Annotated in this window: 9 protein-coding genes; 4 read left to right on the top strand and 5 right to left on the bottom strand. The window is 69.9% G+C overall.

All coding sequences use genetic code 11. The features are described 5' to 3' along the window. Positions 1-92: 92 nt before the first annotated feature. Both BLP88_RS05495 and BLP88_RS05490 read left to right on the top strand, forming a co-directional pair. Complete coding sequence (locus tag BLP88_RS05495) at positions 93-611, top strand: DinB family protein (protein WP_074587555.1); 519 nt, start codon at positions 93-95, stop codon at positions 609-611. Positions 612-616: 5 nt separating this feature from the next. Beyond that, a complete protein-coding gene (locus BLP88_RS05490; RefSeq protein ID WP_074587553.1) occupies positions 617-1726 on the top strand; it encodes an NAD(P)H-dependent flavin oxidoreductase in 1110 nt (369 codons plus the stop codon). 8 nt (positions 1727-1734) lie between these two features. Here the strand turns inward: BLP88_RS05490 and BLP88_RS05485 are convergent, their stop codons facing one another. The 4 genes from BLP88_RS05485 to BLP88_RS05470 are packed head-to-tail and all read right to left on the bottom strand — an operon-like array spanning position 1735 to position 8950. Then, positions 1735-2778: a GNAT family N-acetyltransferase gene (locus tag BLP88_RS05485; protein ID WP_074587551.1), complete on the bottom strand. Its 1044-nt coding sequence runs from the start codon at positions 2776-2778 to the stop codon at positions 1735-1737. A 9-nt stretch (positions 2779-2787) separates the two neighbouring features. Further along, the gene (gene cydD / locus BLP88_RS05480; RefSeq protein WP_074587550.1) at positions 2788-6216 is read right to left on the bottom strand and encodes a thiol reductant ABC exporter subunit CydD; all 3429 of its coding nucleotides are present in this window, start codon (positions 6214-6216) and stop codon (positions 2788-2790) included. 3 nt (positions 6217-6219) lie between these two features. Beyond that, a complete protein-coding gene (gene cydB / locus BLP88_RS05475) occupies positions 6220-7305 on the bottom strand; it encodes a cytochrome d ubiquinol oxidase subunit II (protein WP_074587548.1) in 1086 nt (361 codons plus the stop codon). A gap of 22 nt (positions 7306-7327) precedes the next feature. After that, positions 7328-8950, bottom strand: coding sequence for a cytochrome ubiquinol oxidase subunit I (locus BLP88_RS05470; RefSeq protein WP_074587547.1), 1623 nt, complete (start codon positions 8948-8950; stop codon positions 7328-7330). A 284-nt stretch (positions 8951-9234) separates the two neighbouring features. Between BLP88_RS05470 and BLP88_RS05465 the strand changes: the two genes are divergently transcribed. Both BLP88_RS05465 and BLP88_RS05460 read left to right on the top strand, forming a co-directional pair. Continuing rightward, positions 9235-9621 (top strand): BlaI/MecI/CopY family transcriptional regulator, encoded by a 387-nt coding sequence (locus tag BLP88_RS05465; RefSeq protein ID WP_074587545.1) that lies wholly within the window; start codon positions 9235-9237, stop codon positions 9619-9621. Between the two features lie 5 nt (positions 9622-9626). Beyond that, a complete protein-coding gene (locus BLP88_RS05460) occupies positions 9627-10625 on the top strand; it encodes a M56 family metallopeptidase (RefSeq protein ID WP_074587543.1) in 999 nt (332 codons plus the stop codon). Between the two features lie 30 nt (positions 10626-10655). Here the strand turns inward: BLP88_RS05460 and BLP88_RS05455 are convergent, their stop codons facing one another. Continuing rightward, on the bottom strand, positions 10656-12764 hold the full coding sequence (locus tag BLP88_RS05455; protein ID WP_074587541.1) for a DNA gyrase/topoisomerase IV subunit B: 2109 nt from the start codon (positions 12762-12764) through the stop codon (positions 10656-10658). Between the last annotated feature and the right edge of the window lie 5 nt (positions 12765-12769).

Raw genomic sequence — 12769 nt, 5'->3', positions numbered from 1 at the left:
TTCCAAGCCCACCCCCGGGGCCACTCTACTCCTGGCGCGGCCGGATGGAAGGGGGTCCGGCGGCCTTCCGGGAGGGGCCGTAGACTGGCCGGATGCCGATCATTCCCGATGACAAAGACTGGACCTGGGTCCTGCACAAGCCCTGCCCGGAGTGCGGATTCGAGCCCGCGACGGTGAGCCCTGCAACGGTTTCCGGAGCGGTGCTGGACATGCTGCCGCGCTGGCAGGTCGTCCTGGAACGCCGGGACGTCGCCGTGCGGCCGGACGACAGCACCTGGTCCGCGCTGGAGTACGCCTGCCATGTGCGGGACGTCTTCAGCCTCTTCGACCGGCGGCTGCACCTCATGCTGGACGAGGACGACGCCCGCTTCGCCAACTGGGACCAGGACCAGGCAGCCATCGACGGCGACTATGCCTCGGCCGACCCGGCCCTGGTGGCCGTCGAACTCGAGGCCGAGGGCCAACGGGTGGCCGCTTCGTTCGCCGGCGTCACCGAAGAGCAGTGGCCCCGCACCGGGATCCGCAGCAACGGCTCGGCGTTCACCGTGCTGACCTTTTCGCGGTACTTCATGCACGACGTCGTCCACCACCTGTACGACGTGAAAGGCTGAGCGGCATGGCCAACGTGTCAGGAAGCTGGACAAACACCTCCGCCACCCGGCTGTTCGGTACCCGGCTGCCGATTGTGCTGGGACCGTTCGGCGGCGTCTCCTCGGTGGAGCTCGCCGCCGCCGTCAGCAACGCCGGCGGGCTGGGCTCCTTCGGCCTGTACGGGTACGAGCCCCACCGGATCAGGGCCACAGCCGAGGCCCTCAAGACGGCCACGCCCGCACCCTTCGGGCTGAACCTGTGGCTTCCGGTTGCCGGCGAAGACGAACCGCACCCGGACGCGGACCAGTTCAACGCCTGGCGTGAGGTGCTGCGCCCGTACTTCGAAGAACTCGGCCTGGAGCTTCCGGAGCAGCCGGCCTCCTGGATGCCGGACGTCGACGAGCAGATCGCGGCAGCCGTCGAGGCCCGGCCCGCTGTGCTCAGCTTCGTCTTCGGGGTGCCCTCGCCCGCGGTGGTCGAGGCCGCGCACCGCAACGGCATTGTCGTCGTCGGAACTGCCACCACGGTGGAGGAAGCGGTGGCGCTGGCCGACGGCGGAGTGGACGCGGTGGTGGCCACCGGCATGGAGGCCGGCGGGCACCGCGTGTCCTTCCTGCGGCCGGCCGAAGAGTCGCTCGTGGGGACGATGGCCCTGGTTCCGCAGGTGGCCGATGCCGTGTCCGTCCCGGTGATCGCCGCCGGCGGTATCTCCGACGGCCGCGGCCTCGCCGCGGCGTTGTGCCTCGGCGCGGATGGCGTGCAGATCGGCACCGCTTTCCTCGCCACCGAACAGTCCGCCGCTGTCCCGGCCTACCGCGAGGTGCTCCGCGGCCCCGCCACCGCCCGGACCGTCCTCACCCGCGCCCTGAGCGGCAGGCTCGCCCGCGGCATCCCCAACCGCATCATCAGGGAGCTGCCGGACCCGTCCGCCCACGCCCCGTTCCCGGTGCAGAACTGGCTGACCGGGAAGTTCCGCCCGGAAGCCGGCAAACAGGGCAACACCGGGTTGATGTCCCTCTGGGCCGGCCAGGCCAGCCCGCTGATCGGCGCTGCCGGGGAGTACGACGCCGGCCGCCTGGTGGAGCGGATCGTCGCGGGGGCCGATGAGGTTCTCGGGCGGCTGGGAGGACGCTGACCGGGCGTCTATTCCGCGGGCAGGACCTTGTCCCAGGCCATGCTGCGGTTGACCGCCGTGTAGCCCATCTTCAGGTACAGGGCCAGGGCGCCGGTGGGGTTTTCCGAGTCCACGTCCAGTGAGGCCACGTCCATGCCGGCCGCCACGAATCGGTGCATCGCGTCGGCCAGGAGGCTGCTCGCCACGCCCCGGCCACGGTACTGCCGCCGCACGCCCAGCAATTCGGTGTAGCCCTCCTTGTAGCCGCGGGCCGCGGCGGCGTCGGGATCGAAGGTGGCGATCTGGTAGCCGGCGATTTCCCCGGTGGCGGTGTCCCGGACCACGGTGCTGAGGTCGGCCCGGTGGAGCGGGTCTTCCATGGTGAACCGCCAGGCTTCCTCGTCCCGCGGCTCGCTGCCCCAGTGGTCCCGGAAGGCATCGTTGTGCGCCAGCCGCGCGGCCTCGTGCAGGGCGGGTCCGAGGGTGAGCAGTTCCAGGCCCGGTGCCAGTGAGACGTCCGGGAGGCCGCCCTCCAGGGGACGGTGCATCTCGTTGTACCAGCGCACCACCTCGAACCCGCGGGCCCCGAACAACCCGGATTGGTGCGCCATCTTCTCCTCCATGAACAGGCGCAGCCGCGGCACGGGCGCCTGTTCCGCCGGCGTGTTCTCCGGCCCCGGATCCTCCGCGAAGCGGCGCCGGGTGCGCCCTTCCTGCCAGGCGAGGATCGCGGTGCCGATCCCCCGGCGCTGCCACGCCGGGTCCACGCAGGCGAACCCGAAGGCCTTATCGCCGTCGGGGTTCTTGGCAACCCGGCCGTAGGCACGGGGCACGCCTGCGTCATCGAAGCCGAGGACGGTGTCCGCTGCGGGGTCGTTCTTGCTCGACTGCAGGATTTGTTCGAGGTCGGCGGCCTTCTCGTACCAGACGGGCTGTTCGACTACCGCGGTGCGGGCGATGAGGGCGGCCCAGGCGCCGACGTCGGCGGTATCCGCGGCACGCCACTGGAGGCCGGTTGCGTGGGCATCGGGCAGCGGAACGGGATCGGGCGGCGGCGCGGGGAGTGACTTCATCCCCTTAGGCTACTGAGCGGTAGCAGGGTCCACCAGCACCTTGTCGGCGGCGAGTTCAAGGCGTGCGTCCGCAGGACCGATGTCGGCCGGATTGTGGGTCACCAGCACCACGGTGCGGTCCTTCAGCCCCGCGCGCAGTTCAGCCATCATCACGGCGGCGGTTGCGGCGTCCAGGTGCGCGGTGGGCTCGTCGAGCAGCAGCACGTCTGCGCCGCTGAGGAGGGTGCGCGCCATGGCCAGGCGCTGGCGTTCGCCGCCGCTCAGGAAGGAGCCGGAGGGGCCGATCCTGCTGTCCAGCCCCTCCGGCAGGCCGGCCACGAGCGCGGAGAGTCCGACGTCGGCGAGGGCCTGCCGCATTTGTGTTTCGTCCGGTTTGTTCCCGGCCGGGCGGGCCAGCAGCAGGTTGCCGCGGATGGTCGAGTCGAAGAGATGGGCTTCCTGCGGGCACCAGGCCGCCTTCCCGCCGAGCCGCACAGTGCCCGCCGAGGGCGGCAGGAAGCCGAGCAGCACCGACAGCAGGGTGGACTTTCCCGCGCCGGAGGGTCCGGTGACGGCGAGCCAGCGGCCGGGTCCGGCGTCGGCGTCGATCCCGCTGAACACCGGCGCGCCGCCGGGCCAGCGCGCCTGGAGTCCGCGCAGCTCCAGTCCGGCACGGTTGTCCGGCAGCCCAGGCAGGCGGATGGGGCCGGCGTGCGTGCCCGGGTCCAGGGCGCCCGTTGCTGCGATGCGGCGCAGCACGGCGGCGAGCGCCGGACCTTGGCGCACGGCGGGGACTACGGCACCGAAAGGCTCGGCCAGGGCCAGCTGCATCAGCACGATCACGGCGAGCAGGGCGGCGCCGGTGCTTCCCGACTGCACCTGCCCGGCTCCTGCCATGCCTGCGGCCAGGGCGCCCAGGGTGCAGGCCAGTACGCTGATCCCCTGGCCAAGTCCTTCAGCCCAGGCCGCGCGGCGGGCGGCGGCGGTGGCGGTGCGGTCCCGGGCTGCCAGGGAAGCCAGCACAGTCCGGGCCACCCCGTTGGCGGCGAGTTCGGCGCGGGCATCCAGGGCCGCCGCGACGTCGTGCAGCACCAGGGAGCGCAACTCCTGTTCGGCGCGGGCCGCGTTGCGGTCCGCGAGCAGGGCCGCGAGCGGGGCGATCAGCAGCGCGGCGAGTGCGGTGATCGCGACGGCGGGCAGTGCCGCCGGGAGCAGCATCGCCGTCGCGGTCATTGCCGCGGCCGCCACGGCGATCGCCGACAGCGGCGGCAGGACGACGCGCGGGATCAGGTCACGGAGGGTATCGACGTCGTCCACCACGGTTCCCAGGACGTTGCCTCCGCGCAGGAGCCGCCGCAAGGACAGGGCGCGCTGGCTGAGCGAGGCCCAGAGCGCACCACGCAGGCGGGTCATGGCTTCGAAGACGAGGTCGTGGACAGCGAGGCGTTCGCAGTAGCGCAGCACGGCCCGGCCGATGCCAAAGAACCGGACGCCGACGATCGCGCCCAGCAGGTAGAGGATGGGCGGCTGTTCGCTCGCACGGATGATGAGCCAGCCGGACAGTCCGGACAGTGCCACAGCGAAGAGCGCCGCCAGGGCGGCCAGAAGCACCGCCCCGGTGAAGCGGAAGCCCAGCGGTGCGAGGATTCGGGCGAGGGCGTTTGCGGGACCCAGGGCGCCGGTGGGGGCGGGCCCGTAGCCTTCCGGTCCCGGGCCGGCAGGGTCCGCCGCGGGTGCGGCGGCCAGCCGCGGCCCATGCGGGGCCTGCGCCGCCGTCCCGTGCGAGGGGCCCAGCGGCACCACGTGGTCGGCGAGGCCGCGGGTTGCCGCGTCGTGGGCCACGAGGATGACCGTTGCCTTGCCTCGCAGGCCGGTGATGGCTGCGTGCACGGCATCGGCGGTGGCCCAGTCCAGATGGGCGGTGGGTTCGTCCAGCAGCAGCAGGGTGGCGCCCGCCTCGACCCGGGCGAGGCCCCTCGCCACCGCCACGCGCCGCAGTTCCCCCGGGCTCAGCTCGGCCGGGTGCTTGTGCGCCAGGTGTGCGGCCGCCACCTGCTCCAGGCAGTGCAGGGCGGCCGCGTCCCCGCCCCGGGATGCCGCACCGGGGGCCGTCCCGGCGTCCGGCGTATCCTCCCGGGCATCATCTCGGGCGTCAACCCGGGCGTCAAGGTACAGGCGGACCTCCGCCAGCACGGTGTCGGCCGTCATGGCCGGATGCTGCGGCACCCACGCGATCTTGCCGGCGTCGGGACCGCTGGCACTCCCCCGGACCGCCGTTCCGCGGGCGCTGTCCCGCACGGTCCCGGCCAGCACGCCGAGGACCGTGCTTTTTCCGGCTCCGCTGGGGCCGGAAAGGGCGGTGATCCGCCCGGCGGGGGCGTCGAAGTCGAGGGGCCCGACGGCGTCGAGCGGACGCCCGGCGTAACGCACCGTGAGCCCACGGACGGCAAGCCCGGGAACCGTGGGTCCTGCCCCTTCAGAAGCGATGCGCCGGCCCACCGGGGCGTCCAGGGCCGCGCCGGCCGTGGCAAGGGCGTCGCGTCCCTCCTCGCTGGCGTGGTGCGCGGTTCCGAGTTCGCGCAGCGGCAGGTAGCAGTCCGGGGCGAGGATCAGTGCGAGCAGGCCGGCTTCGAGTCCCATGTCGCCGGCGACCAGCCGGACACCGATGAACACGGCTACGACCGCCACGGAAATCGTGGCGATCAGTTCCAGGGCGAGTGCGGACAGGAAGGCCGTGCGCAGTGTCCCCATGGTGCGGGTGCGGTATTCGGCGGAGAGATCTTCCAGCGCCGCCCGCTGCTCGGCGGCCCGGCCCAGGCCGACCAGCACCGGAAGGCCCTTGGCCAGCTCCAGGATGTGCCCGGACAACCGCCGGAGTGTTGCCTGGGCGTCGCGAACGTGCTCTTCCGTGTGCCGTCCGATCAGCACCATGAACAGCGGGACCAGCGGCAGGGTCAGTACGATCACCACGGCGCTGACCCAGTCCGCGAACAGGATCCGGGCCGCGAGCAGCAGCGGGATGGCGGCACAGTTGACCAGGGCCGGCAGGAACTGGGTGTAGTAGTTGTCCAGGGCGTCCAGGCCGCGGGTCGCCAGGACGGCCAAGCCGCCGTCGTTGAGGGCTCCGGCCGGATTCACGGTCCTTGGCCCCGCAGCAACACCACCGCCGCCCAGTGCGTGCTTCATGAGCCGGACCCGCAGTTCCTCCTTCACACCCAGGGCGGCGCGGCGGGCGGCAACGCCCTGCCCCCAGGCGGTCACGGCACGCAGCACCGCGCCGGCCGCACCCCAGGCGAGCTGTTCCCGCCAGTCCCCGCCGCCAGTCCCGGCCAGCCCCGCCAGCATCGCGGCGATGGCCTGCGCGAGCAGCACCAGGGACAGGGCCTTAAGGGCCGCGAGCAGGCCCAGCAGGTAGAGGGCGGAGCGGGTGGCCGGGCCGGAGGGCAGTGCGGGCTTCATCCGTTACCGGCCGGCCTTCCCGGCATCCCCCGCAGCGGCGCCGTCCGTTCCCGCGAGCACCTTGGAAGCGATGGCCGGAAGGAAGCCGTGGGCAGCGGGGATCACGTCGGTGCTGACCCGGCGGCGGAACACCCAGTAGGTCCAGGCCTGGTAGGCGATCACCAGCGGCAACCCGAAGGCGGCCACGATGCTCATCAGACCCAGTGTGTAGTCCGAAGAGGAGGCGTTCGCCACCGTCAGGTTGAAGGCCGGGTCCAGCGTGGAGGGCAGGACCACCGGGTAGGCCGCGCCGAAGATCGAGGCCGCGGCGGCCGCGATGAACAGCGCGAGCGCCATGAACGGCCGGCCTTCGCGGCCCCGGGACGCCAGCCACCAGGCAGCGGCCACGGCGCAGACGGCGACGGCGGCCAGCGCCCACGTCCAGGGCTTGCCGGCGATCAGCTGCACGGCGACGGACCAGGCGAGCATCGGCAGTGCCGCGAGCGGGACCCAGCGCACAAAGGCGGCGCGGGCACGGTGCCGCACCTCGCCGTCGCTCTTCAGCGCCAAGAAGGCCAGCGCGTGCACCAGGGCGAATACAACGACGGCGAGTCCGCCCAGCACCGCGTATCCGTTGAACCAGGCGAAGGGGCCGCCGTCCCGGTCGCCGTTGGCGTCCAGCGGAAGCCCGGTGGTGGTCAGCGCCAGCGCGGCGCCCACGCCGAAGGCGGCGAAGAAGGAACCCAGTGCGATGGCCCAGTCCCAGCCGTTGCGCCAGCGTTCGGAATCCACCTTGCCCCGGTACTCGAAGGCCACGGCGCGGAAGATCAGGGCCACCAGGACCAGCAACAGCGGCAGGTACAGGGCCGAGAACAGGGAGGCGTACCAGAGCGGGAAGGCCGCGAAGGTGGCGCCGCCGGCGGTGAGCAGCCAGACCTCGTTGCCGTCCCAGACCGGGCCGATGGTGTTGAGCAGTACGCGGCGTTCGGTGTCGTTGCGGGCGAAGAGCTTCATGAGCATCCCGACGCCGAGGTCGAAGCCTTCCAGGAAGAGGTAGCCGGTCCACAGGACGGCGATCGCGATGAACCAGATAGTGGGCAACAGTTCCATGTCCGTAAGTCCTCTGCAGTTCCTAGTAGGCGAAGGCCAGCACGTCATCGCCGCCCGCGGACGGCGGGGTCCCGCCGTCGTCCTTGTCCTTCGTGTGCTTGTCCGCGCGGGCCTTCGCGCCCTCACGCGTGGCGGCGTGCGCGAGTTCGGGCATGGCGGAGACTACGCCGCCGCGGACGTATTTGACCAGCAGCCGGACCTCGACCACCAGCAGCACGGCGTAGATGGCGGTCAGGACAACCAGGGAGGTGAGCAGCTCCCCGGCGGAGACGCCCGGGGACACGGCGGCGGCGGTGAACATGAACACCTGGTCGATCCCGTTCATGTCCGGGTTCGGCGCCACGACAAAGGGCTGGCGGCCCATTTCGGTGAAGATCCAGCCGGCGGAGTTCGCGCCGAACGGTGCCAGGATGCCGAAGACCGCCAGTCGCATCAGCCAGCGCGACTGCGGCACCGTGCCCTTGCGCGTGACCCACAGGGCCAGCAGGGCGGCGAAGGCGGCGAGTCCGCCGAAGCCGATCATCATGCGGAAACCCCAGTAGGTCACTTCCATGACCGGGACGTACTGGATTTCGGTTCCGGCACGGTCGCCGTAGAGCGGGTTGTCCGGCAGATGGGTGCCGTACTTTTCCTGGTATTCGGGCAGGAGGCTGTTCACGCCCTTGACCTCGGTGGTGAAGTCGCCCTTGGCCAGGTAGGACAGGATGCCGGGGACCTCGATCACGGCCACGATGTCGTCGCAGTTCTTGCCGCCCAGGTTGCCCACGCTCAGCACCGAGAAGCCCGTGCCGTCATGGCAGGCGGCTTCCGCGGCGGCCATCTTCATGGGCTGCTGCTCGAACATGAGCTTGCCCTGCAGGTCACCGGTCAGCGCGGTGCCGGCGAAGGAGATCATCGCAACGACGGCGCCGATCCGCAGCGATCGCATCCAGACCGTGTAGTCGGCCTTGTCGCGGCCGGGGATCGCGGCTTCGCCGGGGATGAGGCGGCCGTCCGCGCCGACGGTGTCGATGCCGTCATGCCGGCGCCGCCACAAGTGGTACCAGGCGATGCCCAGCAGGAACGCCCCGGCCACGCCGAGGGCGCCGAAAAGCGTGTGCGGGACGGCCACGAGGGCGGTGTTGTTGGTAAAGACAGCCCAGGCGTCGGTCATCACGGGCCGGCCGTCGATCATCTCCACGCCCACCGGATGCTGCATCCAGGAGTTCGCCACGATGATGAAGTAGGCCGAGAACAGCGAGCCGATGACGGCGATCCACAGGCAGGCCAGGTGAACGCCGCGCTTGAGCTGCTTCCAGCCGAAGATCCACAGGCCCAGGAAGGTGGACTCCACGAAGAACGCCAGCAGCGCTTCCAGCGCCAGCGGGGCGCCGAAGACATCGCCCACGAAGCGGCTGTATTCGCTCCAGGCCATGCCGAACTGGAATTCCTGGACGATGCCGGTGGCCACGCCCATGATGAAGTTGATCAGGAAGAGCTTGCCCCAGAACTTGGTCATCCGCAGGTATTCGGGCCTGCCCGTGCGGTACCAAAGAGTCTGGATGATGGCGACGACGAGGCCCAGGCCGATCGTCAGGGGAACCATCATGAAGTGGTAGACGGTGGTGATCCCGAATTGCCAGCGTGCGATTTCCAAGGCGTCCATGGCTGTCCTTTGTCCGGCTGCCCGCAGTGCGGCCTGCTTCTTCTACGTTTCGTAGAAAACCATTTGTTCTACACAGTGTAGAACAAATTTGCGGGGAACAAACCGCGCCCGCTGCGCCCCACTTTTCCAGCGGCACCGGGGCGCCGCAAGGGTGCGCCACGCCGTATGTTCTACTTCACGTAGAAGCGCGGGCAAAAAGGCGCTAGATTTGGTACTGGAATGTTGGATCGTCGTACCCCGCATGGCCCGATCGGCCACGGGTTGCGGAAAGCAGGGATGGATTGATGGCTAGTCTTGGCGAACTCGAACGGGCAGTCATGGACCTGCTCTGGGCAGGCCAGGAGGCGGCAACCGCCAACACGCTGCGTGACCTGCTGGCCCGTGATTCGGAGGCCGGGGGCGGAAGGGCCGGCCACCAAGGCAAGGACCTCGCAGTCACCACCGTCCTGACTGTCCTGTCCCGGCTCGAAAAGAAGGGCCTTGTGGAGCGCGAACGCGGCACCCGGCCGCACCGCTACCAGGCTGTTTCCAGCAGGGAAGACCACACCGCGGAACTCATGCACGAGGTGCTGGGCTCCGCGCCGGACCGCGAAGCCGTGCTGGCCCGTTTCATTGGTTCCGTCACCGAAAGTGAAGCCGCCACGCTGCGCAAACTGCTCGGCGAACTCTAGCTCCCATGTTCTGGACCTCATACTTTCTGGCGGTCCTTGCTCTGGTGCTGGCCTGGCCGGTACCTGTCCTCCTTTCCCGCGCCGCCTGGCCGGCCCGGGCCCCCTTCACCGCGATGGTGCTGTGGCAGGCCATCGCCCTTGCCGGTGGCCTCTCGATGATCGGCGCCATGCTGATCTACGGACTTGAGCCGATCGGCGACAACCTGATCGCCGGCCTTCGCGCCCTGGCCGGCATGGTGTTCCTGAACCAGCCCACCACGGCACTCGGCTTCTGGCACCTGTTCGCGCTCTCCGCGGCTGCCCTGCTCAGCGCGCACCTGGTGTTCACCCTGCTGCTGACCTACGTCAAGATCGAGCGCCAGCGCCGCCGCCACCGGGAACTGCTCGCCCTGCTGGCCTCGCCTTCCTCGGACGGTCCGGGCACTGTGGTCATCAACCACGACTCCCCCGTGGCCTACTGCTTGCCCGGCGGTGCCCGCTCCGTCACTGTCCTCTCCGACGGACTGATGGCGCGGCTTGAACCGGCAGAGCTGCGTGCGGTACTGATCCACGAAAACGCCCACCTGAGCCAGCGCCACGATCTCCTGCTCTGGGCCTTCGCCGCCTGGCGCCAGGCGCTCCCCTGGTTTCCGACTACCCGGTACGCCCAGCTTGCCGTGAACTCGCTAATTGAAATGCTGGCCGACGACGTCGCGCTCCGCAGCGAAAGCAAGGCGACACTGATCAAGGCCATCGCCCTGGTGGCCGGCGGGCAGGCCCCCTCCGTGTCCGCCGCCCGGCCGGCCGGCGGGGAGGGGTCCGTGACGGGCGGCTTCAGTACAACCGGTAGTTTCAGTGCGACCGGCGGCGCCGATTCACCGCGCACGACGGCGTCCCGCGTCAGCCGGCTGCTCTCACCGGAGCCGCCGCTCAAGCCGGCCTACCGCGCCATGGTGCTGGCGGCGTCGGCCCTGCTGCTGGCGGCCCCCACGGCATTGCTGATCGTGCCGGGCCTGCTCGGCTGACACCTCCCGCGGGACATGTCCGCCCGGAGATCAGGCGTCGATGCGTTCCCGGTCCAGGCGGGCGGCGCCGTCGATGATGAATTCCTTGCGAGGGGCCACATCCGAACCCATCAGGAGGTCGAAGACCTGTTCGGCCTGTTCCAGGTGCTCGATCCCGACCTTCCGCAGCGTGCGGTGCCGCGGGTCCATGGTGGTCTCGGCCAGCTGCTGCGCGTCCATTTCGCCGAGGCCCTTGTAGCGCTGGATCGGCTCCTTGTAGCGCTTGCCGTCCTTGGCGAGCTTCGCGAGCAGTGCGTGCAGTTCGGCCTCGGAATAGGTGTAGATCATCTCGTTGGCCTTCTGGCCGGGGTTGATGACCTCCACACGGTGCAGCGGCGGCACGGCGGCGAAAACCCGCCCGGCCTCGACCATGGGCCGCATGTACCGGAAGAACAGGGTGAGCAGCAGCGTGCGGATGTGCGCGCCGTCGACGTCGGCGTCGGTCATCAGGATCACCTTGCCGTAACGGGCGGCGTCGATGTCGAAGCTGCGCCCGGAGCCGGCGCCGACCACCTGGATGAGCGCGGCGCATTCGGCGTTCGAAAGCATGTCCCCCACCGAGGCCTTCTGGACGTTCAGGATCTTGCCGCGGATGGGCAGCAGCGCCTGGAAGTCCGAGGACCGGGCCAGCTTGGCGGTGCCGAGCGCCGAGTCGCCTTCCACGATGAACAGTTCCGAACGTGCGACGTCGTCCGTGCGGCAATCCGCGAGCTTAGTGGGCATCGAGGAGGTTTCCAGGGCATTCTTCCGGCGCTGGGTCTCCTTGTGGACCCGCGCGGAGATGCGCGATTTCATCTCGCTGACGATCTTCTCGAGCAGCAGCGTGGACTGCGCCTTGTCGTTGCGGTTGCTGGAGTTCAGGCGGGCCGTGATTTCCTGCTCCACCACCTTCGCGACGATCGAACGCACGGCCGAGGTGCCCAGGATTTCCTTGGTCTGGCCTTCGAACTGGGGCTCGGCCAGGCGCACCGTGAGCACGGCGGTGAGACCGGCCAGGATGTCATCCTTTTCGATCTTGTCGTTGCCCGCCTTGAGCTTGCGGGCGTTGGATTCGACGGCCTTGCGGAAGGTCTTCAGGAGGGCCTGCTCGAAGCCGGCCTGGTGGGTGCCGCCCTTCGGCGTGGAAATGATGTTCACGAAGCTGCGCACCGTGGTGTCGTAACCGATCCCCCAGCGCAGGGCGACGTCCACTTCGCAGTCGCGTTCGACGTCGGCGATGGTGCTGTGGCCGTTTTCGTCCAGGACCGGCACGGTTTCCTTGAACTTGCCTGCCCCGTGGAGGCGCCAGACGTCCGTCACCGGCGCATCGGCGGCGAGGAAGTCGACGAACTCCGAGATGCCGCCGTCGTGGTGGAAGACCTCCTCGTGCGGCCCGTCCTCACCGGGAGTCCCGGGCAGGCGCCGCTCGTCGCGCACCGTGATCTTCAGCCCCGGGATAAGGAAGGAGGTCTGGCGGGCGCGGGCGGCGAGGTCCTCATAGGTGAACCGGGCGTCCGGGGTGAAGATCTGGCGGTCTGCCCAGTAGCGGATGCGGGTGCCGGTGACGCCGCGCTTCGCCTTGCCGACGACGTCGAGCACGGAGTTTTCGACGAACGGTTCGAACGGCGCGGTGGGGCTCAGCTTGGACCCGCTGTCCTTGAAGCGTCCGGGTTCGCCGCGGCGGAAGGACATCTGGTACGTCTTGCCGCCGCGGTCCACCTGGGCGTCGAGGCGGCTGGAAAGGGCGTTGACCACGGACGCGCCCACGCCGTGCAGGCCGCCGGAGGCCGTGTAGGAGCCGCCGCCGAACTTGCCTCCCGCGTGCAGTTTGGTGAAGACGACCTCGACGCCGCTGAGCCCGGTCTTTGGTTCGACGTCCACCGGGATGCCGCGGCCGTCATCGTGGATTTCCACGGAGTTGTCCGCGTGCAGGATCACCTTGATGTCGTGGCCGAACCCGGCGAGGGCCTCGTCGACCGAGTTGTCGATGATTTCCCACAGGCAGTGCATGAGGCCGCGGGAGTCCGTGGAGCCGATGTACATGCCCGGGCGTTTGCGGACGGCTTCGAGTCCTTCGAGGACCGAGAGATGCCGGGCGGTGTATTCAGAGCTCGGGGCCACGGGCG

Origin of the sequence: Arthrobacter cupressi, assembly GCF_900099975.1 — a bacterium.
GTDB lineage: Bacteria > Actinomycetota > Actinomycetes > Actinomycetales > Micrococcaceae > Arthrobacter > Arthrobacter cupressi.
The sequence above is the reverse complement of the archived record's forward strand: the minus strand, read 5'-3'. Positions and strand labels throughout refer to the sequence as shown.